Source organism: Saprospiraceae bacterium (assembly GCA_016713025.1).
GTDB lineage: Bacteria > Bacteroidota > Bacteroidia > Chitinophagales > Saprospiraceae > OLB9.
In genome coordinates, this window is sequence record JADJPZ010000004.1 from 2586042 (window position 1) to 2612842 (window position 26801).

A 26801-nucleotide genomic window follows, 5' to 3' on the forward strand; every position below is an offset into this window, starting at 1 on the left:
GAACCTAAAATTTGAGAATGATCTTTATAAACCTTTGATTACTTACTCAATCACTATCAATGGTTTGCTGGTCAGAACACCATCCACATTGAGCACAATGTAGTACATTCCTTTACCTAACTCTAATCCTGTATCCTGGTACTTTATTAATTCTCCGTCAGAGACACTGTCTATGATCTTACTTCTCAGCTTCTTGCCGGTACTATCATAGATATCTGCTGTCACTCTTTGTCCCTCTGATGCCTGGATTTCTATCGTATAGGCTCCTTTTGTTGGGTTTGGATATACTGTCAGCTTTCTACCTGTATTGTCTCTTTCTACTTTTATCGATAGTGGTCCATACATGCTTTCATTGCCATCATGATCCACTTGTCTCAAACGATACACGTAATCACCATTCCTGCTGATTTCTCTATCTGTAAGCTTGTACACATTGATCTCCGTACTATTTCCTTTTCCTTTTACACGGCCTACTACCTCAAAATCTCCCTTATTCACACTTCTTTCTATCTCAAAATAATCATTATTGACCTCTGTCATTGTTGTCCACGCAAGCTCATTAACATCATCAGTCTGATTCCATCTTCCCGTAAAGTCTTTGAGTATTACAGGTAGGGCTTTTGATTTTATTCCGGCATCTATATCGGTTATCGTCACTGCATAGCCCACTGTAAATAGTAAGGTCGTCTGATTTGGAAAATCTATCACATCGCTATCTTTGGCATCATCTGATCCTTGATTCGGTGTTACAAAATCATAATTTTCAGGCTTATGTACTTTTATAAAATATGTTCCCAATTGACATATTTCAAAATTGTAATATCCGTTTTTAGTGGCATCATTCGGATTTTGTTTGGTAAACATCGTTTGTACCGGCACCGAAGGATTGTTCGTAGAATACAATTCGACCTTTACTCCACTCATTCCTACATCTCCTGCATCCTGTACATCCTTTATACCTCCCTGGTCTACCCAAACATAATCACCTACATTGGAACATCTGTAAAAGCCTGCGTCGATCGTTCTGTTATCCTCACCTGACACTAATAACTCCGGAGCCGCCGAGCCGCTTACGGGATCAGCATCGCTATCTGCTGCATCGTCCGGACTGGAATTCGATGGTGATGATTTATACGCCGAACCTGGTCTGACAAATGTCACTGTGTAAGTACCCGGTACCAGATTGGTAAATTCATACAAACCACTTGCATCGGTTGTCGTTGTCTTATTTACAGGTACTCCAAATACATCTGTTCCCGTAAGATTGACCGTCACGCCCTCAATTCCAGGCTCAAAGGCATCTTGTACTCCGTTGGCATTTCTATCCTCCCATACAAAGTTACCAATCTGCGCCAGTTTGTAATATCCTGCGTCTATCGTTGTATTATTATCTCCTCCTGCCAGATTGACTACAGGACTCAATCCAGTGACCGGATTGGCATCACTATCTTTGGTATCATTGCCCCCATATCTCTTGGTGTCACTATATAGCCATTTGGAGTATCAAACTTCACACTGTAACTTCCAGGTGTCAAGCCCGTAAAGCTGTATGATCCATTCGCTGCTGTGACTGTAAACGCTTCCTGCATGCCGCTGCTATTGAACAATCTCACGGTTACTCCTCCTATTCCTGGCTCTCCTGCATCTTGTACGCCATTGGCATTCAAATCATGCCATACAAAATCACCCAAACTCGCTCTCCTATAATAACCCGCATCGATAGTTGGGTTATTTTCGCCCTACTTAGGGTCACTTGTTGTGATTTTCCTGTCGTCGTACTCGCATCACTGTCTTTGGTGTCATCACTGCCACTATCTCTGCTGGTGGTGGTATACCCATTTGGTGCTATGAAGTTGACTACATATACTACTCCTGGTCTTAGATTGGTAAACTGGTATTGTCCATTGGTGCCAGTTGTCGCATTTGGTACTAAAATATTGTTGATGTCTCTAGCTTGATTGCCTGCTGCATCTTCTAATCTCACCGTCACTCCAGCTATACCCGGCTCACCACTGTCTTGTACTCCATTGGCATTTCTATCTTCCCATACATAATCTCCTAAGCTTGCTGATTTCAAATAACCGGCATCTATGGTATTATTCGTCTCACCACTTTGTACGGTAACGGGCGCTGCTGCTCCTGTCGTGATACTCGCATCACTATCTTTGGTGTCATCTCCTCCTTGGTCTGGTGTCGTCGTCACTGTATTGGCTGGTTTGGTAAACGTCACTGTGTAGGTGCCCGGTGCAAGGTTCGTAAACTGATAGCTTCCATTGGTACCCGTGGTTACGGTGATCGGTGTGATCGGTGTACCGTCTCCCTTAGTACCTGTCAAGGTCACGGTAACTCCTGCTATTCCTGGTTCGCCCGCATCCTGTATACCGTTACCGTTTTTGTCCTCCATACAAAGTCACCTATCGTCGCTGGACGGTAATATCCTGCATCTATCGTTGGGTTATTTTGACCGCCTGTCAGCGTCACACCTGCAGCTTTACCTGTCGTAACATTAGCATCACTGTCTTTGGTATCATCACTTCCTCTGTCTGCGCTCGTCGGTTGATATCCCGTTGGTGCTGTAAATTTCACTACATACACGACTCCTGGTTTCAGGTTCGTAAATTGATACTGGCCATTGGTGCCTGTGGTTGTACCCGGTATGATATTGTTATTGATATCTCTTGCTGGATTACCACTTGCATCTTCTAAGCTTACAGTCACTCCTGATATACCTGGCTCACCACTATCTTGTACGCCGTTGCCGTTTCTGTCTTCCCATACATAATCTCCTAAGCTTGCTGGTCTGGTAACTCCCGCATCCACTGTGGTATTGTTTTGTCCACTTAATAAGGTGATTGCGGTGGTACTTCCTGTCGTAGGACTTGCATCACTATCTTTGTCATCTGTTCCATTGTCTTGGCCTGTAAAAGCTGTTCCTGTCGGTTTGGTAAATGTAACCGTATATGTTCCTGGCTTCAGATTGGTAAAGCTATAGCTTCCATCTGGGCCTGTCGAAGTGGTCAGATTGACTATCGTTCCATCTCCCGCTGTTCCAGTCAAGGTCACTGTGAGTCCGCTGATCCCTGGCTCTCCAGCGTCTTGTCTGCCATTGCCATTGGTATCATCCCACACAAAATCTCCAAGACTGGCTGGTTTGTAATATCCTGCGTCGATCGTCGGATTGTTTTGTCCACTTTCTAAAGTCACTCCTGGTGTTTTACCTGTGCTGGTGTTCGCATCACTGTCTTTGGTGTCGTCTCCGCCTCTGTCTGCACTGCTCGGTTGGTAACCACTCGGTGTGGTAAATTTTACTACATATACTACACCTGGTTTTAAGTTTGTAAACTGATATTGACCATTGGCACCTGTAGTCGTCGCAGTTATGATATTGTTATTGATATCTCTTGCTGGATTGCCACTTGCATCCTCCAACATCACTGTAACTCCCGGTATGCCGGGCTCACCACTGTCTTGTACGCCATTGCCGTTTCTATCCTCCCATACATAATCTCCTAAACTCGCTGGCCTCAGTAAACCTGCATCTATCGTCAAATTAGTTTGACCTGCGCCTAAGTTAATCGCTCCTGTCGTATTGCTGCCTACTAAAATATCACTATCCGTGTTATCATTTCCACTATTTGGTGTGGTGACGCTATATCCTGTCGGTGGTGTCACTGCACATAGTATGTGCCCGGAGGCAGATTATCAAATTCGTATGCACCTGTACTACTCGTGGTCGTGGTTCGAATGACGTTATTGTTTTGATCCAACAACTGTACAGTAACACCTGGGATTCCCAGTTCTCCGCTGTCTTGCTGTCCATTACCATTTTTATCTTCCCATACAAAATCTCCGATCTTGCCATTTGGAACATAACCTGCATCGACTGTTGGATTATTGTCACCCGGATTGAGTGTGTAATTTTGGGTTCTTCCATTGGTTACATTGGCATCACTGTCTTTGGTATCATCTGACGTGTTGGCGATCGTTCTGCTATATCCTGTAACTGCTCCAAACTCCACATAATAAGTTCCTGCACATACTTCAAACTCATAAAATCCTTGGCCATTCGTCGTCGTTTGGGCCACCTCTACATTGGATGTGTTGAATAGTTTTACTGGGACGCTTCCTAAGCCTGGCTCGTTGGTGTCCTGTACTCCATTGGCATTGTCATCTCTCCATACGAAGTTACCGATTTTTGCTTTTGGTTGTACTACCACATTGACAAAGTCGGTGTCCGTACATCCTGTTGAGGCTACTACTACGACTCTATATTGCGTATTGCTTGCAGGACTTACTAATGGGTTTTGTTGTGTGCTGCTGATAGTACTGCTTGGTGGTACTGTCCAGATGACTCCCGATATTGTCGCTCCTGCGGGTGGGGTCGCTGTAGGGTACCTCCTATTTGTACACTGTTGCCAAGACATACTGTCTTATCCTGTCCTGCATCTGCAATAGGATTCAAATTAACATTCACATCTACAGTGATTTGTCTGCTCACTGCACATCCGTTTAACGTCGCAGTTAATGTATATACTATATCAAATGGTGGCGTAGATAGTGGTCTCGCTACGGTATTACTATTCAAAAACAAATTTGGCGTCCATTGGAAGGTGGCTCCCGGGCTTACCTGATTGGCATCGTTTGGATTGGGTCCGATCTGGACAGTTCCTCCCTCGCATACTGGATAATTGGCCTGTGTATTGAGATATACACCCGCTTTTACCAAAATAGCTTTAGTGTAAGTATTACTACAATTGTCTTTCGTTACCGTAAGGGTTACTGTTCTTGATGTATTCTGATATGTACTTGCCCATTTGATGCTTTCTGTTGGATCATTGGCATCTCCGTCTAAACTTGTACCGCCATCAAAGGTCCATGCATAGGTTGCTCCTGATACCACAGGACTAGCATTAAACACTGCGTATTCATCTACACATATCTCATTAGGACCTGTAAGTCCTGATGAAGGAAGTGGTGTAACGGTCACTATGGCTTGTGCACTGTTGGTACAGCCATTGGCTCCTGTTACTGTAACGGTGTAGGTTGTTGTTATCACTGGGTTTACAGTGATACTTGCTGTCGTCGCGTTGGTGCTCCATCTGTATGTACCGTTGCCTGTAGCTGTGAGTGTTGTACTGGTACCATTACATATCGTTTTGTTTCCTCCCGCATTCGCCGTAGGGATATCAGTATCTTGTGTAACATTTGTACTCGACGATGCTGTACAGCCATTTTGAGTGTCTGTGACTGTTACCCTATATGTGCCTGTTACGGATACATTGTTGGTTCTACTTGTGGAGGTATAGCCATTAGGTCCAGACCAACTGTACGTGTAAGTAGAAACATTGGGAAAGGCTCGTATCGTTACGCTATTATCGATACATGTCAATGGACCGCCGATGTTATCTGCGCTAACATTAGCTGGTGGTGTATTATTTAATGTCACTTGTGCAAAATCTGTGGCTGTACAACCATTAAGATTATTTGTTACTGTTAAAGTGTAAGTACCCGCACTCTTGATTGTTGGTGTTGCTGTATTGCCGCCACTGACGATATTTCCCCCATTACTTGGTGCCCATGTATAGCTGACCCCTGTGGTGGTGCTGCTTCCGGTTAAAACCACGCTTGTTGTTGTACATGTAAGTGTTTTATCAGAACCTGCGTTTGCATTAGGTATTGTTGTGTTTTGATCGACTACAACATCGCGAACTGAAAAACAACCTGTTGCAGAATTTGTAACAGTTACAGTGTAAGTTCCACCCGAATTAACAGTTATTATTCTGGTCGTTAAATTATTAACACTCCATAAATAATTCATACCTGACTCAGGAAACGCTGTTAAAGTGGAGTTAGGTAAAATACAAGAAATATTCCCGGACTTTGAAATTGATGCGTTGGGATTGTTGTTCACTGTCAATGTTCTCGTTGCTGTGTCTGTACAGCCGTTTGCATTGGTCACCGTAACCGTGTAGGTGCCTGCGGTACTCACTGTGATTGCAGCTGTGGTCGCTGTCGTACTCCATAAGTAACTGCCTCCAGTTCCTGCGCCACTTGCCGTGAATGTGGCATTCGTACCATTACAAACCGTATTTGTTCCCGTGATATTGGCGTTGGGATTGTTGTTCACTGTCAATGTTCTCGTTGCTGTGTCTGTACAGCCGTTTGCATTGGTCACCGTAACCGTGTAGGTGCCTGCGGTACTCACCGTGATTGCTGCTGTAGTAGCTGTCGTACTCCATAAGTAACTGCCTCCAGTTCCTGCGCCACTTGCCGTGAATGTGGCATTCGTACCATTACAAACCGTATTTGTTCCCGTGATATTGGCGTTGGGATTGTTGTTCACTGTCAATGTTCTCGTTGCTGTGTCTGTACAGCCGTTTGCATTGGTCACCGTAACCGTGTAGGTGCCTGCGGTACTCACCGTGATTGCTGCTGTAGTAGCTGTCGTACTCCATAAGTAACTGCCTCCAGTTCCTGCGCCACTTGCCGTGAATGTGGTATTCCTACCATTACAAACCGTATTTGTTCCCGTGATATTGGCGTTGGGATTGTTGTTCACTGTTAATGTTCTCGTTGCTGTGTCTGTACAGCCGTTTGCATTGGTCACCGTAACTGTGTAGGTGCCTGCGGTACTCACTGTGATTGCAGCTGTGGTCGCTGTCGTACTCCATAAGTAACTGCCTCCAGTTCCTGCGCCACTTGCCGTGAATGTGGTATTCCTACCATTACAAACCGTATTTGTTCCCGTGATATTGGCGTTGGGATTGTTGTTCACTGTCAATGTTCTCGTTGCTGTGTCTGTACAGCCGTTTGCATTGGTCACCGTAACCGTGTAGGTGCCTGCGGTACTCACTGTGATTGCTGCTGTAGTAGCTGTCGTACTCCATAAGTAACTGCCTCCAGTTCCTGCGCCACTTGCCGTGAATGTGGTATTCCTACCATTACAAACCGTATTTGTTCCCGTGATATTGGCGTTGGGATTGTTGTTCACTGTCAATGTTCTCGTTGCTGTGTCTGTACAGCCGTTTGCATTGGTCACCGTAACTGTGTAGGTGCCTGCGGTACTCACTGTGATTGCAGTTGTGGTCGCTGTCGTACTCCATAAGTAACTGCCTCCAGTTCCTGCGCCACTTGCCGTGAATGTGGCATTCGTACCATTACAAACCGTATTTGTTCCCGTGATATTGGCGTTGGGATTGTTGTTCACTGTCAATGTTCTCGTTGCTGTGTCTGTACAGCCGTTTGCATTGGTCACCGTAACCGTGTAGGTGCCTGCGGTACTCACTGTGATTGCTGCTGTAGTAGCTGTCGTACTCCATAAGTAACTGCCTCCAGTTCCTGCGCCACTTGCCGTGAATGTGGTATTCCTACCATTACAAACCGTATTTGTTCCCGTGATATTGGCGTTGGGATTGTTGTTCACTGTCAATGTTCTCGTTGCTGTGTCTGTACAGCCGTTTGCATTGGTCACCGTAACCGTGTAGGTGCCTGCGGTACTCACTGTGATTGCTGCTGTAGTAGCTGTCGTACTCCATAAGTAACTGCCTCCAGTTCCTGCGCCACTTGCCGTGAATGTGGTATTCCTACCATTACAAACCGTATTTGTTCCCGTGATATTGGCGTTGGGATTGTTATTCACTGTCAATGTTCTCGTTGCTGTGTCTGTACAGCCGTTTGCATTGGTCACCGTAACCGTGTAGGTGCCTGCGGTACTCACTGTGATTGCTGCTGTAGTAGCTGTCGTACTCCATAAGTAACTTCCTCCAGTTCCTGCGCCACTTGCCGTGAATGTGGCATTCGTACCATTACAAACCGTATTTGTTCCCGTGATATTGGCGTTGGGATTGGTATTGTTGGCATTTACCGTGACTTGTGCTGATGCAGTACAATCATTGCTATTGGTCACGATTACTGTATAAGTACCAGCACTAGAAACAGTCGGTGTTCTACTAGTCGAAGAAAATCCTGCAGGACCGCTCCATTGGTAAGTCATTCCTGTTGGAAAAGCTCTTACTTGGGGATTTGGAGTAGTACATGATATATCTCCAGTCTTATCTGCAGTTGCAGTAAAACTTGGCAAAACTGTTACCCTGACTGAAGATGATGCTGTGCATCCACCTGCATCCGACACAGTGACAGTGTACGTAGAAGTACTCACAACATTATAATTTTTACTACTGCCCGTTCCTCCTCCTGACCATAGATAGCTAAATGGTCCCTGATTGGTCGGTGTAACTGATGCTGTTAATGTAACTTGTGAAGCACTACAAATCTCAAAGTTTGACCCGACACTCACATTCATTCCTTCATTAATTGTAATAATATAATCTTCTACCTCTCCATCGTTACAACCACTTTGGCTACAAAAATTGCCAGTTGGGCCTTGATTTTCATTAGCACTAATGGTTATTCTTGCATAAGATGTACCACATTTTGAAATTGCAGGCGGAGTAATGTTAAAAGTTCTGTTACCACTTCCTGAAACACTACTATTGGTAATAATTCTTTCTCCAGTATCATTAAAATCACCATCACCATTCCAATCTATCCATCCATTTATATATGCAGTTGGGTAGCCCGATGTATAATTTACTGTTATTGACTTTTGAAGTCCCTTAGTAAAAGTACTTCCTCCAACGAATGTCACGCCATCCTCATCATCTATACCATCGTTATCATCACCATTTGCATTTGTATTACTTTGCATGGCATTATCGGCATCAATTAGAGTTCCCATTTTCACAATTATACCACAACCATAATCAAACCCTATGGTACCATAAGATGATGGAGCATCTCCATATTCACAATCTGATGTACACGCTACTGTTGCTGTCACAATACCAGCAAGTACATAAGACTGCCCACACTGATTATTATTAGCAGGATTATTAGCTCTATCTGTAAGGATTTCTAAAGTAATTGAACTTGTATTACCAGCTACATTATTTAAAGGAAGACTTACAATATTGAGACAGCAAGTTCCCAATGAAGTATTTGGACCATTAATCGTAACAGAATTGGCAGTGCTACCTGCTGTAGCTCTGATAGTCATATATCTTCCGTCATTTGTCAATTCAGATATTGGCACTGACAATACTAAATTTCTACTGCCTATATCTGTACTTATCGGAATCGTTAGACTTTGTTGGTCACAATACCCACTTTTTTCTGTAAATACTCCAGATTGAGATGATCCTGAATTGATATTTCTATAGGCATAAACCAATAATGATTGTAGTCCATCACCATCACCGCAACTGTTATTATTGTCATTTACAGAGACAGTAGTGACATTGCCTGTTATTGTACCTCTATACACCCTCACATTACTTGATCCACCCGTAACTTGTACTTCATTTAAGGTGTAATTTCCAAGGTTAGAACTAACTTGAACTGTAGTTCCTTGATTTTCATTCTTATAAACAACTTCGACCACTGCTTGATACACATTAGAAGGTGTTGGAATATTTACTAATGCATCAGGACTTGTATTGCACAAATTTGCACCTTGCCCATAAGTATCTACTCTTTGTTGATCACCGCAATCAAAAGTGAATACATTTGAGTTTTGACCAAATGCGTCATTTAAAATAAATGTTGTTATTAAAAAAAATATTAATTTATAATAAAAATTAATAAAATTAAGATTGACATGGGATGTCATACTTTTGCTTTTCATTCTCAAAATTTTTAGGTTCATTATAATTGAAAATTTTTCAATCTTCAAAACTTTAGACACATAAAGATAGAAAAGCCACTATCTAAAAAATTTTAAAATACCAAAGAAAACATTTAGATGTTAAACAAAATTATATTATTTTTATAAATAGCATTTGTGTGTACTAATTCGTGGAATTTACAATAAGGGTATTTACAAAAGAGCCCTCACGCTTTTGTGAAGGCCCCTCTTTATGAAAGCTATTCTTTATTGCAGTTGAGATTAAGATTTAGGCCGAGAATCTACTTAATCTTAGACTTAATCTTAATTTCCATTGACCTGTATTGTCGCTGTTCCACATTTAGGTGTTGGGCAGTCATTCGGAAGACCTCCAGTACATTGCACATTTCCGATCACGTCAATAAATCCTTGACAAGTTGTTCCCGTTACTTGATCTGTAACCGTAATTCTAAATGTTGCACCACCGCCAGCAGTTCCTGGTCCTAATGTATAAACTTGAGGCACTCCATAAGTTCCTGTTGTTGGATTTATTGTGGTACCGCCATTTACAGATACTGTAAAATTGGACAAACTATTATTTAAATTAGTTACTAATATTCCAACCAACATACGATTGTCCGTTATCTTGGAAAGTGTGCCATTGTCATCGCATTCATTACTCAGTAACGTGATTGGATTTATGGCACAACATCCTGTAGGAGCATTAAATGTAGTGCTACAAGTCGTGCTACAATTATTGAAGTCTGTTACTGTAACTGTATAAGTTCCAGCACCAAGATTCATTCTAGTTGACCCCATAATACCTCCACCCCAATTATATGAAAATGGTGCAGTGCCATTAGATACATTTACGGTCACAGACCCATTGGTCGAATTACTACAAGTAGGTTCAGAATTTTGAGTAATTGTACAACTTGGAGGATTTAAGTTGGATGCCACCATTGCGGAACAAGTTGCCGTACAACCTGTGGTCGTGCTCGTCACCGTCACGGTATAGGTTGCATTGCTCAATCCTGTGATCATCGAGGTAGTGCCTCCATTGCTCCACAAATACGTTACTCCGGTGGCTGTTGCTGTGGCTGTACCATTTGGTGTAGCACAATTGCTATTGTCCGTCTTTGCGCAGGTTACAGTAGGTGGTGTCACTGTGCTACCAACTATGGCCTGGCAAGTATTGGTACAGCTTGTCGTAGTATTGGTTACAGTCACTGTATAGGTGCCTGCACTCAACCCGGTGATATTCGCTGTCGTTGCCCCTGTGCTCCATAATATCTGATTAGCATTGGTGGTCACCATCGCAGAACCGTTCGGAGTAGCGCAATTGGTATTATCCATCGGAGTACATGTTGCTGTAGGCAAGGTTGTCGTCGTTGCTACTATAGCAGAGCACGTATTGGTACAACCTGTAGTCGTGCTCGTCACCGTGACGGTATAGGTCGCATTGCTTAAACCTGTGATCGTCGAGGTAGTGCCTCCATTGCTCCACAAATAGGTCACTCCTGTGGCGGTCGCTGTGGCGGTCCCGTTTGGTGTGGCACAATTGCTGTTGTCCGTCTTTGCGCAGGTCACTGTAGGAGGTGTCACTGTGCTTCCAACTATGGCTTGGCAAGTATTGGTACAGCTTGTCGTAGTATTGGTTACTGTCACTGTATAGGTGCCCGCACTCAACCCGGTGATATTCGCTGTCGTTGCCCCTGTGCTCCATAATATCTGATTAGCATTGGTGGTCACCATCGCAGAACCGTTCGGAGTAGCGCAATTGGTATTATCCATCGGAGTACATGTTGCTGTAGGCAAGGTTGTCGTCGTAGCAACTATAGCAGAGCACGTATTTGTACAACCTGTGCTCGTGCTCGTCACCGTAACTGTGTAGGTCGCATTGCTTAAGCCTGTGATCATCGCGGTAGTACCTCCATTGCTCCACAAATACGTTACTCCGGTGGCTGTTGCTGTGGCTGTACCATTTGGTGTAGCACAATTGCTATTGTCAGTCTTTGCGCAGGTTACCGTAGGTGGTGTCACTGTGCTGCCTACTATCGCTTGGCATGTATTCGTACAGCTTGTTGTGGTATTAGTCACTGTAACGGAATAGATGCCTGCACTCAAGCCGGTAATACTCGCAGTCGTTGCGCCTGTACTCCATAATATTTGATTCGCATTGGTGGTTACCGTTGCAGAACCATTAGGAGTAGCGCAATTGGTATTATCCATAGGTGTACATGTTGCTGTAGGCAAGGTTGTCGTCGTAGCAACTATAGCAGAGCACGTATTTGTACAACCTGTGGTCGTGCTCGTCACCGTAACTGTGTAGGTCGTATTGCTTAAGCCTGTGATCATCGCGGTAGTACCTCCATTGCTCCACAAATACGTCACTCCGGTGGCTGTTGCTGTGGCTGTACCATTTGGTGTAGCACAATTGCTATTGTCAGTCTTTGCGCAGGTTACCGTAGGTGGTGTCACTGTGCTGCCTACTATCGCTTGGCATGTATTCGTACAGCTTGTTGTGGTATTAGTCACTGTAACGGTATAGGTGCCTGCACTCAAGCCGGTAATACTCGCAGTCATTGCGCCTGTACTCCATAATATTTGATTTGCATTGGTGGTTACCATCGCAGAACCATTAGGAGTAGCGCAATTGGTATTATCCATAGGTGTACATGTTGCTGTAGGCAAGGTTGTCGTTGTAGCAACTATAGCAGAGTACGTATTTGTACAACCTGTGCTCGTGCTCGTCACCGTAACTGTGTAGGTCGCATTGCTTAAGCCTGTGATCATCGCGGTAGTACCTCCATTGCTCCACAAATAAGTCACTCCGGTGGCTGTTGCTGTGGCTGTACCATTTGGTGTGGCACAATTGCTATTGTCCGTCTTGGCGCAGGTTACCGTAGGTGGTGTTGTATTATTGTTGATAGTGGTTTGACAAGTACTTGTACATCCAACAGAAATGTCATCTGTCACCGTGACTGTATATGTTCCAGATGCCTTTCCCGTAATGCTAGCAGTGGTCTCTCCACTACTCCATAGGTAGGTGATGTTTCCTTGTCCTCCTGTGACTGTTGTGCTCACAGCGCCATTTAGTGGCGTACAATTCGTTTGGTGAGATGGGTTACATGTGATTGATACACTGCAAAGTGGTGTTAGATAAAACCCAACATCATAAGTATGATTTACAGCTCCTTCTATGGGGCTAGCATTTATTGTAATTCGCGGTAGCCCACTGACTAAAGTAGCGTCTGAATCATTGGAATTATTTGCTGGGGCTGGAGATTCGTTGTTAGGAACAGTAAGGTTATAGTTGTTACCACCTAATACTAATTGTCCACCGCTATATTGACTTGATCCAAAAACTAAATAATAAGGTGAAGATGGCTGAATCATAGCATCCATCCCTGTGCCTACCCAGTTTAAATTTGGATCTGCCATTTGCGGGTTACTAGATGAAAAATAATATTCTCCTGATGAATTTGTAAGAGTGGTAGCTATCAAAGTACCATCTTGTTTATAAAGTTGCACTCGGACACCACTCAGTGGTGATTCATCAGGATCTTGTGTTCCATCATTATCAGCATCTACCCAGACTCTATTTCCAATTTCTATAAAGGTAGGCAAGGCACATCCTACTTCTATGTCTCCCAAACCTGCGGCTTTACCTTGTGTTCCAGCATCATTAGCAGTACCACCTGTAGTTCTATATAAGACAAACCCATAGTCTGTCAAGCCAGTTGTATTATTATAATGTCTCACACCCCCTGACCAGCTGATGCCATCCACGGGATCTACATGTGTCACTATAATCTGCCCCGAACCCGGACGCAATGCCAAGCCTCCAATAACACATTCAGAGTGTCTAAGTTTTGGAGTTGCGTCACCATTAAACCAATCGTCATTATAATATTCCCCAAAACCAGGTCCTTGATTATTATCAGGATCATATCCCATATTAGGTCCAGCTTTTGAAGCATTTTCTAGTACAAACCTACCCGTACCATTGTTAAAAGCTCTTAGTACGTCCCCACCAACATACCCTGTATATTGACGACCATTATCGCCCCCGGGGTGCTGATTTCGATATCCTGTTTGCATAGCACCTCTGTCTCCAAATCCCAATACCAGTGTGCCATCTACATCAATTTCTAAGTCTGTAAACATGGGTTGTGGATAAACGACATCATCTCTATTACTTGATGTATTGGTTATTATAAAATCATTAAAGTCATCAGTCCAAGGAAACCAACCTGTTGCTGTTCTATCATCTGCAGTAGGAAAACCTTTAGGATACGTCAATGGAAAATCAAATATTGTAGTCCAAACACTTGTTAAAGGATTTAATCTATATACATATGCCCTTAAATTTGATTTTGTACCACTACCACTGCTTGCATCGCATACAGCACCTACATAAACTTGACCTTTGTACCATTTTAATGCAAATGGCCTAAACTGCCCATTAGTACACCCAGGGTCTGGTATGGTCCAGTTGGCATCAGTAGATGGCGTAGTTGCTGACGTATTATATCCTGTCAAGTCTATACGATATACTTTTTTATCAAAAAGGTTGACCATATACAATTGATTTCCATTTTCAGTGATATCAATATCACCAATACCAACTTTACCAATACTAGTAAAACCTTGATTGTCAACACTCCAAGCAGATAAAGAAGATCCAAGGCCTCTCGTTGCATTACTTGCAAGTGTTCCTACATTGATCCCAAAATCTGTATTTACATTCCAACTTGTGACGACACCAGCAACATTGGGATTGAGAACATATATTCCACCCAATCCTTCTGGCCCCATACCCACATGTCTTTTTATGGTAGCAGATGTAAAAATTCTGTTGGTGTATTTATTATGTGCTACACCCCAAAGTGACCCTACTTCTGATGCAGATGCTAGTACATCCATTTTGGAAGGGTCTTTGGCCCCACTTGCGTCGTAGTCAAAGCGCACAAAAGCATCTGCACTCCCTGCCCCACCGCCTGCTAATGGATCGCCGTTGACATAACAAGGTACAAAAATAGGCGGCTCGTCGTCGCAATAATCCACATTATTTAAGACACCTAAATCCACATTACAATTATTTGAAGCAATAAATTGTACTGTGGTATTTCCATCAGTACCCCTTGGAGTACCTTGACGAGCATATCCAGGCAAATTACTAAATTCTACCCTAACAGGGTATTTTCCTGCTGGAATCCCCGTGATCACCCATCTACCATAACGTTGGCTTGTGGTTGTGTATACGGTACCATCAATATCAATAGCTGTTACTGTGACATTATTAATTCCAGTTTCTACTTCATCTGTCTGCTTAATTCCATCAGCATTAAAATCAAAAAAAACTGTGCCCCCCTAAATTTCCCGAAGCACACGCTAAAGGTTGACAAGCCGTTGGCGCGTTAAAGGGATTACTAGTTGCATTACAGCTAGCTGTGCTTGAAAATGCAGCAGAAACATTTAAACCTGTTGTACCATTTGCAGGTATTTCGAAAGCCACTAATTGTGGTGAAACAATAAATTGAGTAGAATTTACAAATGTACTTATACCATCATTATATTGTACTGTAATCGTCCCAGGAGTGATAATACGGGTAGCTGGCACTGATCCAGGAGGACCAGTGATTATGATATTTTGTCCTGTAGGAGCATTTGTCCATCCAACCTCAACTGTTATCGTAGACCTTGACTGGCCCCCTGATATATAACAACCTGATGTCCCAGCATCCAATGTTATACTACACTGTGCGTTTAGTCCAAAATTAACACATAAAATAAATAATGTAATGGTAATAATTCTAAAAACTTTCATAAAGAATAATATTAAAGTAAATAATAATTTAATGATTATTCTATTATCAAAAATCAGGTAAGAAGCAACTTATTGGTTGTTCTTTTTATCTAGGCTGCACAATATTAGATCTATCTAGGCTGCACAATATTAGATCATTTCATATTACAGAAAAATAGAATAGAAATAGATATACATTTTAATGTACATGAAATTTTGATTTTTATTAATATTTATATTTTATAAGCATTAACAAGATTGCTTGATATAATTTAATATCACCTTTCACTCTTTATTTTTTTTGTATACTTTATATCTTATTAAATTTACCAGAAAACAAGAATCCTTTCTCATTAACCACCGTGTAATAATACTGTCCTGAATGCCAAGTATTGATATTTATGCTAAGTTTTGTGGCTTCAAGCTTTTCAAAATGTAAAATCCTTCCCATTACATCTTTAACGTAAATAAAGCAATCCTCACAATACTCATCTCCATACAAAATAAAGGATTCAGTAGCTGGATTGGATAAAACTTTCCATGCTTTATCGTTTTTAATAAAAAAGATGTGGATAACATTACTGTAACTTATTTGACTATCAAAATCTATAATTTTAAGCCTGTAAAAGACAGAAGGCATTTTTGTATTATGCTTAAATTGATAAACTTTATTGAAATTCAATTCATGAATAGTACCAGCAATTTCCCAATAGATTCCATTTTCTGAGTATTCGATTTCATATTTTTCAACATTAATTTCTTGGGCAACTATCCAGTTTAAAACGTTAGTATCATCTTTTCTAATACCATCAAATGAAATCAAAGAGATAGGAAGTGCTCCAGCCAATTTAAACTCAATTTGATCAATGATCAAGTTTGCTCCAGATTGATTCCATATCCGAATAGAAGTAGCATCGAATACAATGGTGCTAAATGGTAACCATTCTGTATAAGCCAATTGACCATTTGTGTTAGACAATGATAGTATTCCTAAAGTATTTCCACCTAAGACAGCCTTAGATGTGTTATTTCCCGTGGTCTTGTATCTTAATCTAACTTCGTAATTTCCATTTTCGATGACATGGAAAGGATAAGATACCCATACACCACTTGACAATGAGAATTCATCATCTGATAAAGTACTATTTCTCCAATTAGTGCCTCCGTTATCTCTATTAGAAACCATCCATCTATCCCCTCTGATCATTGTAGTTCCACTCATTTGTATGGGATATCCAATCGCTACTGCTTGAGCAGGAGCATTTTTTATGGCATCAATCCCTTGCATTTTATAAGAATTACTATGCGTAGGGTGTTGAAAAAAGCCCCATCTTTCGTCACCACCTAATACAAAGAACGTAAATAAGTCACCCCCATACTGTGTCCAAATATTTTGATGTGAAATAATTTCATCCTTAATACGAGAGTCTTGTAAAGCTTGAGGTGCCAAAGCATTCATTCCACCAGCACCATTTTGGTCACCGAATGAAGGGCCTCCTTCATAGACTATCCTTTTGATGCCAAACGCAGATGTTATAAATGATGAATACTCTAATTTTGGTATTGCAAAGTTTGCGGGCACAAATTCGCCCATGTCCCATAAATTATTAATACTAGCACCTTCATCTATGGTTGAAGCTTGATAGTATCCTGATCCGCCCCCACCATAAATATAATAATTAACTGGCCGAGAATAATTTTTTTCAATAAAAATAAGGCCTTGTGTTCCCGTCCTGTTAGCATTGCCATAATCTGAGTCATTTTTGCCTTTTTGCCATTCATATAATGGCCTCACACGTGAATGCATTTGGTCATTTCCAAAACATTCCTAAAAATATTGCTAATTTGCACGATTCGTCTGGCTGCCCAACGATATCTTCTAAAATTTTGATTCGTGGTCCCGTCATAAAAAATATTAGAGTTGCTGGGTTCGAGAGCAACCTGTTCGTCAATATAAGAGAAAGCAGGAAATCCACTATTCCATATTTCATTACTATACTCTACATAGAGTTTTAAGTTTGGATTTAATGGTGGAAAGACCGGGTTTGCTTGTGGGCTAGAATACGGATTACGACCATCACTTCCATATTTGATTAACTTTGCGAGATTATTTATATAATTATCATCAGCTGCATGTGGAACATTAATCCAACAATCAGTATTGGTTTCATTGGCTAATAAAATGACATATTCCCAACTTACACCTTTACCTTGGTAACTATGCCATTCATTTCCATTTATAGGATTGTCTTTTTGATAAGTCACTATATTCCATGCAACAGATTGTGTTGCATATGCTGGGTATGTTCTTGTCTCCCAGTCCTTATTGATGTCTTGTTTATCTGAATTAGATCCCGTAAAATCCATGTACCTCACGACATTAAAGCGACTTAAAGCGTCTTTTATTTGATTTGTAAATGTGGTACTAGGAGAATATGATTGGTTGCTACCTGGAAAAGTGGGGCGCATCATTTTTATATCCCTTACCCCGTTTGCACCAACATTAGTCAACCTCAGTCGAATATAGTGCTTTAATGGGTCAGTTACGGTAAATATTGCAGTGGTTTTGTTTTGTGATGCATTATACACCACATTAGTTATAGTCCCGCCGTATCCAGTAGGAGTTGCTTGACCCGTAAAAGTCAAAGTATAAACACCATGTAAATCATCAGTATTCCCAAAAAACACCTCAGCATTTTCCATGGGCCATCCGTCAACATCCACTGTAGCTGCTAAATTATCATCAAGACCAACCCACTGCCTAGCATGTTTCATTGCATTAGCGAAAATGGCTGGACATTCTTCATAATCTTTGGCACTATTTAGACCTATGCCTATATAATTGGTTTGTGATATAAGTTGACCTGAAAAAATAAATAATAATAAAAGAATACTTGGGTGCTTAAAATAAATCATAAAATCTTTTTAAGAATTTGACACCAATATTTTGCCATACCCTAAAGATTTTATAAACACCTACATTTGTATGTATATGAATTAAATTAAAAAAGGACCGTCAAATATCACAAGACAGTCCTTCGAATCAATAATCGAGAGAAATTAAAACAACAATATGCTGAATTCCATTAACTTGCTGTTTATTTTCTTAAGATAGAGCTTTATTCTTTTAAATAAATTCTTATAGCTGCACCTTTATTATTTACATTTAATTTTTTATATAAAGACTTTATATAATACCTAACTGAATCCATTGATTTTTCGATTCCGACAGCAATCTCATCATAGCTTTTGCCTTCAGATAAGAGTCTCAATACTTCATTTTCTGTGTAATTCAATCTATATTTTAAACCTTCTTTTGAAATTCCTGTAGCGCTATCAAATTTAGGTTTATAAAAGAGATTTTGCAATGCTGTTTTAATTTCTTGGTCTAATAAAAATACATCATTCAAGATCAGTTCATTTATTGCACAGGCAGATCTAAAAAATGTCACAGAATTTAAAACACTACATATCGAATAATCAAATAAATTAGACATCGGCAAGTCTCTAACATTATCTATAACTAAAACAATTTTGATTTCTTTGTTCATAGACCAAATCATTTTTAATATGCCATGGTGAGACTCTTTCCATTCTCCTAAACAAAGGTATATAACAATGGCTTCAGAAATGTCTTTATATTCTAAAAGTGCTAAAACATCATGATCTAAAAAACCCAGATTCACATTTGGATTTTCTAAAAAAATATTAAAATTACTTTTTTTGTATGCCTTGGCATTGTATAATATTGCAATTTGATTCTGTCTTTCGTAATCATATTTATTAAGTGTGTGCTCTTTTTCATTTAAAAGATTTGTGATGGTCATGTGACAAAAATTTTAATAATTTAACAACGGATTATTTGAATAAATGTAGAGAAGCAATTTTAGCTTTCATGTTTATATTCGGTTATTAAACATGCAAACTTCAATCGTTTCCCTACAATAAGATACTTACAAAAAAATTAAACTTAATCTATTGGCACATTTCAATTGTAATATCCTAGTCCAAAAATAACACTTATTGCATTAAATAAAACCAATATATATCACTCTTGACATTTTTGTGTATTTAGAACTTAATTTTATATGGCATTTTCTCAAATATGTACATTTTTTTTGTATTTATTTCCAAATTATCTATTTTTTTTTAAAAAAAAAGAGTGTCAAGAATAGACGAATTGAAAGTACGTTTATTTCGGTTACTAAATTAAGTATCTAATTCTAACTTGTACAGTTAATAATGCTTCAATCTTACAAAAAAAAAAGCCAACACTCTTTTGTGAAGGCCCCTCTTTATGAAAGCTATTCTTTATAAAAGTTGAGATTAAGATTTAGGATGATAATCAAACTGATCTCAAACTTGATCTTAGTCTTAACCTTAGTTCCCATTCACCTGAATCGTCGCTGTACCACATTTAGGTGTTGGGCAATCATTCGGAAGACCTCCAGCACACTGCACATTTCCGATCACATCTATAAACCCTTGACAAGTCGTTCCCGTTACTTGATCTGTAATAGTAATTCTAAATGTTGCACCTCCACCAGCAGTTCCCGGTCCTAATCTAAATAACTGCGGAATTCCATAAATCCCAGTAGAAGGAGTTATTGAAGTACCGCCATTTACAGAAACCGTATAATTTGTTAATAGACTATTTTGGTTTGTCACAAGTATTCTTGCTAAGATACGATTGTCCGTTATCTTAGAAAGTGTTCCATTATCATCGCATTCATTACTAATTAATGAAATAGGATTAATGGCACAACAAGATCCAATTACTGTCACATTCACCACTGAAGCATCATCCGAACAAGGCATGATTCCTGCTACCGTATATTGAAAAATGGATGATGTGGCGCCTGCTGTTAGTGCATAAGTTCCACCAACCGCATCGAATACACCACCACTTCCAGAAACCCTTGTCCAAACACCACCTAAATCTTCATTACTGATATTATTAAATAAATTTATTACGACCGTTCCACCCTCACACCCTTCTGCTATACCATCATTGCCTGCATTTGGCGCTCTTACTATATTAACCGTCACTACTTCCGTATCTGTAGGACAGCCACCACCACCTACTTGGTAGGTAAATGTACTTGTCGTAGCACCAGGTGCTGGTGTAAACATACCTGTGGCAGCTACGAAGGTGCCTCCTGTACCTGTGGTTCTTGTCCATGTCCCACCTGCATCTTCTCCTGTCAATAAGCTATATAAATCTATCGCTGTGGTACTGTTGTCACAGACTGTTGTCGCACTTCCTGTGCCTGCTGTGGGTGCAGGATTTACTGTGACTGTCACATCTTCTGTATCATTTGGACATGGAGCCGTACCTGTGACTGTATATCTAAACACACTTGTTGTTGCTGTGGATGTGATCGTATAGGTACCACTTGCAGCTGTAAAAGTACCGCCTGTACCACTTACTCTTGTCCATGTGCCACCACTTTGCTCTCCTGCCAATAAATCAAAAAGATTTACTATTACATTATTTCCAGCACACTCTGTGACTGAACTTCCTGTTCCTGCATTCACTGCCGCATTGATATTTACTGTTACTACTTCTGTATCTGTAGGACAGCCTCCACCTCCTACTGTGTAGGTAAATGTACTTGTCGTAGCACCAGGTGTAGGTGTAAACATACCTGTGGCAGCTACGAAAGTACCTCCTGTACCTGTGGTTCTTGTCCATGTCCCACCTGCATCTTCTCCAGTCAATAAGCTATATAAATCTATGGCTGTGGTACTATTATCACATACGGTGGTACTACTTCCTGTACCAGCTGTAGGTGCTGCTGTTACTGTAACCGTGACATCTTCTGTATCATTTGGACATGGAGACGTACCTGTGACTGTATATCTAAACACACTATTTGTTGCTGTGGATGTGATCGTATAGGTACCACTTGCAGCTGTAAAAGTACCGCCTGTACCACTTACTCTTGTCCATGTGCCACCACTTTGCTCTCCTGCCAATAAATCAAAAAGATTTACTATTACATTATTTCCAGCACACTCTGTGACCGAACTTCCTGTTCCGGCATTCACTGCTGCATTGATATTTACAGTCACTACTTCCGTATCTGTAGGACAGCCTCCACCTCCTACTTGGTAGGTAAATGTACTTGTCGTAGCACCTGGTACAGGTGTAAACATACCTGTGGCAGCTACGAAGGTACCGCCTGTACCTGTGGTTCTTGTCCATGTACCTCCTGCATCTTCTCCTGTTAATAAGCTGAATAAATCTATCGCTGTCGTACCGTTGTCACAGACTGTTGTCGCACTTCCTGTGCCTGCTGTGGGTGCAGGATTTACTGTGACTGTCACATCTTCTGTATCATTTGGACATGGAGCCGTACCTGTGACTGTATATCTAAACACACTTGTTGTTGCTGCGGATGTGATCGTATAGCTGCCACTCGCTGCCGTAAAAGTCCCTCCTGTACCACTCACTCTTGTCCATGTGCCGCCACTTTGCTCCCCTGTCAACAAATCAAATAGATTTACTATTACATTATTTCCAGCACACTCTATGACCGAACTTCCTGTTCCTGCATTCGCTGCAGCATTGATATTTACAGTCACTACTTCCGTATCTGTAGGGCAGCCTCCACCTCCTACTGTGTAGGTAAATGTACTTGTCGTAGCACCAGGTGATGGCGTAAACAAACCTGTCGCAGCTACGAAGGTACCGCCCGTTCCTGTGGTTCTTGTCCATGTACCACCTGCATCTTCTCCTGTTAATAAGCTGAATAAATCTATCGCTGTCGTACTGTTGTCACAGACTGGCGTCGCACTTCCTGTGCCCGCTGTAGGTGCTGACGTTACCGTGACTGTCACATCTTCTGTATCATTTGGACATGGAGATGTACCTGTGACTGTATATCTAAACACACTATTTGTGGCTGTAGATGTGATCGTATAGCTGCCACTCGCAGCAGTAAACGTACCGCCTGTGCCACTCACTCTTGTCCACGTGCCGCCACTTTGCTCTCCTGTCAACAAATCAAATAGATTGACTACGGTTCCCGATCCTGCACACTCTATGACCGAACTTCCTGTTCCTGCATTCGCTGCAGCATTGATATTTACTGTTACCACTTCTGTATCTGTAGGACAGCCTCCACCTCCTACTGTGTAGGTAAATGTACTTGTCGTAGCACCAGGTGCTGGTGTAAACATACCTGTGGCAGCTACGAAGGTACCGCCCGTTCCTGTGGTTCTTGTCCATGTACCACCTGCATCTTCTCCTGTTAATAAGCTGAATAAATCTATCGCTGTCGTACTGTTGTCACAGACTGGCGTCGCACTTCCTGTGCCCGCTGTAGGTGCTGACGTTACCGTGACTGTCACATCTTCTGTATCATTTGGACATGGAGATGTACCTGTGACTGTATATCTAAACACACTATTTGTGGCTGTAGATGTGATCGTATAGCTGCCACTCGCAGCAGTAAACGTACCGCCTGTGCCACTCACTCTTGTCCACGTGTCGGCACTTTGCTCTCCTGTCAATAAATTAAATAGATTTACTACGGTTCCTGAACCTGCACATTCTATAATGGAACTTCCTGTTCCTGCATTCGCCGCAGCATTGATATTTACAGTCACTACTTCCGTATCTGTAGGGCAGCCTCCACCTCCTACTGTGTAGGTAAATGTACTTGTCGTAGCACCAGGTGATGGCGTAAACAAACCTGTCGCAGCTACGAAGGTACCGCCCGTTCCTGTGGTTCTTGTCCATGTACCACCTGCATCTTCTCCTGTTAATAAGCTGAATAAATCTATCGCTGTCGTACTGTTGTCACAGACTGGCGTCGCACTTCCTGTGCCCGCTGTAGGTGCTGACGTTACCGTGACTGTCACATCTTCTGTATCATTTGGACATGGAGATGTACCTGTGACTGTATATCTAAACACACTATTTGTGGCTGTAGATGTGATCGTATAGCTGCCACTCGCAGCAGTAAACGTACCGCCTGTGCCACTCACTCTTGTCCACGTGCCGCCACTTTGCTCTCCTGTCAATAAATTAAATAGATTTACTACGGTTCCTGAACCTGCACATTCTATAATGGAACTTCCTGTTCCTGCATTCGCCGCAGCATTGATATTTACTGTTACCACTTCCGTATCTGTAGGACAGCCTCCACCTCCTACTGTGTAGGTAAATGTACTTGTCGTAGCACCAGGTGCAGGCGTAAACATACCTGTGGCAGCTACGAAGGCCCCTCCTGTACCTGTGGTTCTTGTCCATGTACCACCTGTATCTTCTCCAGTCAACAAACTAAATAAATCTATGACCGTCGTACTGTTGTCACAAACTGTTGTAGGGCTACCTGTACCTGCTTCGGGGCAAGTATAGAATCCTACATCATACGTGTGATTTACAGCTCCTTCTATAGGAGACGTAATTTGTATAGTAGGAAAACTGCTAATAATTGTCGCATCACTATCATTGATATCATTTCCAGTTCCAATAGTAGAATTTGCTACTGTTAAAAAATAATCAGTTCCCGACAATGTTAACATGCCAGATGAAAATTGTGTCTCTCCAAATACGATATTGTAGGCTGTACTGGGCAAAACAATGGTATCTGCTCCTGTTCCTATCCAATTTAAATTAGGGTCAGAAGCAGATGTTGATGAAAAGTAATACTGACCTATCGAATTTGTCAATGTTTCTGCAATTTTGACACCGCCTTTATATAAGCTTACCCTTACACCGTTTAATGGTGTTTCATCTGGGTCCTGAACACCATCAAGATCCCTATCATACCATACATAATTACCTATTTCTATATACGTGGGACGCGCACATGCCAATTCAGCATCTCCCAAGCCAGTTGCTTTAGCAAAGGTTCCAGCCTCCGTGTTTGTACCAGTTGTATTATATAATTGAAATGCATTTTCACTCAAACCAGTAGTATTACTTAAAAATCGTACACCACCTGCATTGGCATTATTATCAATTGGGTCCATAACCGAATGTATAACTTGTCCAGAACCGTTCCGAATAGCTAAGCCGCCAACACCATTCTCAGCATGTTGTAATTTAATACCAAATGGCGAAGATGTGCCAAAGTCAAAGTAAAAATTATCGTTATAAAATTCACCAAACCCAGGTCCTTGGCTATTGCCGACACCTGCTCCTATACTTTCACCTACGATTCCATTATTTTCTAACACAAATGAAGTCCCAGTACTTCTAAGTCCTCTCAATATATCTCCTCCATTTATAGTATTAAAGTTTCCTGTTCCCGCTGCATTAGAAGTACCAGTACCATCAGGAGCTAAATTTCTAAATCCTCCTTGAAATCCAGTCAAATCTCCGAAAGCCAATACAATAGATTCGTCTACATCTAAATCAATATCCAATAATATTGGTTCAGGATGAATTAAAATGGAGTCTCTTCCATTTCCAGCTACGCCGTTTACTTTTGTATTCCAGTCATATGTCCAAGGATGCCAACCTGTTTCATTTGGATAGTTTCTTTGTGGATATCCTTTGGGATAAGTTAATGGAAAATCAAACGCGGGTGCAGCTACAAAAGTGGTAGTATTATTATTAAAAGTATATACATATGCTCTCAGATCTTTCTTATCTTGAGACGTGATAGCATTACATACACCACCCACATAAACTAGCCCCTTTTTCCATTTCAGTGCCCAAGGCTTGAACTCACCTCCTGTACAGTTTGGATCAGGAATGTCATAAGAAGTTACATTCGCTGCAGTAGGTAATGTATTTGATGTGTTATATCCATTTAAATCTACTCTGTACAGTTTTTTGTCAAATAGATTTACAAAAAATAAGAATCTTCCATTATCTGAAATATCAATATCACCAATACCTACATTTCCTATAGCTAAATAAGCTGCAGCATCAGCAGAAGGGCCTCCTGTAGTTGTTGCCAATCCTCTTGCACTATTGGAAGGTATGGAACCTACATTGATACCCAAATCAGCTGCTACATCTAAGGAAGCTACAACTTTACTGCCTGATGTGATTGATGGGTCAATAAAATAAATACCACCAAGACCCTCAGGACCAAGACCTACATGTCTTTTGAGCGTGGCAGAAGCTATTAATTGTTTCTTTAGATTATTATAGGCAATCCCCCAGGTAGAACCAACTTGTGCCCCTGTTGCTAAATGCTGAATCAACGCAGGATTGTCCCCACTGGCTGTGTATGGAAATCCTACTATAGCATCCAAATTAGCAACTGCACTACCTGAAGCTAATGGGTCTCCATTAATATAACAAGGGACATAAACTGTAGGGTTTGCATCGCAATAGTCTTCGTTATTCAGCACCCCTAGATCGATGTTACAACTTGGAGCATTTACAAATTGCGTTGTAGTATTACCATCGGATCCATTTGGAGTTCCCATTCTCAAAATTACTCCAAGCGTAAATTCAACCCTCACAGGATATTTATTTAACGGCACATTTACGGACCAAAAACCAAATCTACCACTAGTTGTATTGTAAACTGTTCCATCTACATCTATGACACTTATGGCAACATTAGATTGTCCTGAAAAAGCTTCTGAACTATTCTTAACGCCATTCGCATCATAAGCAAAAAAAACTTGGCCTCCTACATCGTTTGTAGGGCTGCAACTCATCGGAAAACAACTCACAGGTAAATTAAAGGTACCGGAAGTATTACATCCAGCATTGGTAGTAAAAGCAGCAGTTATGGGATTTCCTGTACTTCCATTAGCATCCAGTGTAAATGCTATGATCTGCGGTGATACTAAGTTTGTAACCCCTGTCGTATCATCATACACTAATGTCCTCATACCCGTGTATACATATCTTGTTTGCCCACCCGCGACTACAGCTATACTATCATTTAGGGGAGCATTTTGCCAGGCAACTTCTATACTTAATGTAGCTTTAGCTTCTCCACTGGCAATATAACATCGAGAAACAGTAATTTTTGGAATGTAATACTACATTGTCCAAATGAAAATGACCTACTAAGGTAAAAATAATTAAAAATAAAATTTTTGCTTTCATGTTTTTTTAAATGATTTTATAATTATACATATGGCGTATTAATGTATAAGGTCATTATCATTTATATAAGAAAACAGGTTGGTTGGTTCAAATTAAAGTGCAAATAAAATACACTTTAATTAATAAGAATACACATCATAATGTTCAGTACATTTTTATGTATAATAATATTGAATATTTTTATCATATGTTAAAATAAAGACGGTTTAATTTGTTTTACTTTTCCAAATTTAAAACTTTACTAAGGTGTTGCCATAAAATAGGTTTCTCAGTTGATAAATCTCATTCGAAAAGAC

The 26801-nt window shown here is 40.9% G+C and carries 12 protein-coding genes; all 12 read right to left on the reverse strand.

The annotated features are described in order from the left end of the window. Positions 1-42: 42 nt before the first annotated feature. Positions 43-1422, reverse strand: a complete 1380-nt coding sequence (locus IPK35_17295) for a carboxypeptidase regulatory-like domain-containing protein (protein ID MBK8054970.1) — start codon at positions 1420-1422, stop codon at positions 43-45. Continuing rightward, positions 1419-1691 (reverse strand): carboxypeptidase regulatory-like domain-containing protein, encoded by a 273-nt coding sequence (locus IPK35_17300; protein ID MBK8054971.1) that lies wholly within the window; start codon positions 1689-1691, stop codon positions 1419-1421. Before IPK35_17300 ends, IPK35_17295 begins: the two co-directional genes overlap by 4 nt. Continuing rightward, on the reverse strand, positions 1664-2404 hold the full coding sequence (locus IPK35_17305; protein MBK8054972.1) for a hypothetical protein: 741 nt from the start codon (positions 2402-2404) through the stop codon (positions 1664-1666). The genes IPK35_17300 and IPK35_17305 overlap by 28 nt, the downstream gene beginning before the upstream one ends. Beyond that, the gene (locus IPK35_17310) at positions 2353-3672 is read right to left on the reverse strand and encodes a carboxypeptidase regulatory-like domain-containing protein (protein ID MBK8054973.1); all 1320 of its coding nucleotides are present in this window, start codon (positions 3670-3672) and stop codon (positions 2353-2355) included. The genes IPK35_17305 and IPK35_17310 overlap by 52 nt, the downstream gene beginning before the upstream one ends. Further along, positions 3669-3983 carry a carboxypeptidase regulatory-like domain-containing protein gene (locus IPK35_17315; protein MBK8054974.1) on the reverse strand — a complete coding sequence of 105 codons (315 nt, stop codon included), beginning with the start codon at positions 3981-3983 and terminating at the stop codon, positions 3669-3671. Before IPK35_17315 ends, IPK35_17310 begins: the two co-directional genes overlap by 4 nt. A 311-nt stretch (positions 3984-4294) precedes the next feature. Continuing rightward, entirely contained in the window at positions 4295-9682 is a 5388-nt protein-coding gene (locus IPK35_17320; protein ID MBK8054975.1) for a hypothetical protein, read from the reverse strand. 303 nt (positions 9683-9985) lie between these two features. Further along, positions 9986-14839, reverse strand: a complete 4854-nt coding sequence (locus IPK35_17325; GenBank protein ID MBK8054976.1) for a hypothetical protein — start codon at positions 14837-14839, stop codon at positions 9986-9988. 178 nt (positions 14840-15017) lie between these two features. After that, positions 15018-15494, reverse strand: a complete 477-nt coding sequence (locus tag IPK35_17330) for a hypothetical protein (protein ID MBK8054977.1) — start codon at positions 15492-15494, stop codon at positions 15018-15020. A gap of 289 nt (positions 15495-15783) precedes the next feature. After that, entirely contained in the window at positions 15784-17268 is a 1485-nt protein-coding gene (locus tag IPK35_17335) for a hypothetical protein (protein ID MBK8054978.1), read from the reverse strand. Next, a complete protein-coding gene (locus tag IPK35_17340) occupies positions 17265-18389 on the reverse strand; it encodes a hypothetical protein (GenBank protein MBK8054979.1) in 1125 nt (374 codons plus the stop codon). The genes IPK35_17335 and IPK35_17340 overlap by 4 nt, the downstream gene beginning before the upstream one ends. 203 nt (positions 18390-18592) lie before the next feature. Further along, on the reverse strand, positions 18593-19300 hold the full coding sequence (locus IPK35_17345) for a hypothetical protein (GenBank protein MBK8054980.1): 708 nt from the start codon (positions 19298-19300) through the stop codon (positions 18593-18595). A 553-nt stretch (positions 19301-19853) separates the two neighbouring features. Next, positions 19854-26285, reverse strand: a complete 6432-nt coding sequence (locus tag IPK35_17350) for a hypothetical protein (GenBank protein ID MBK8054981.1) — start codon at positions 26283-26285, stop codon at positions 19854-19856. Between the last annotated feature and the right edge of the window lie 516 nt (positions 26286-26801).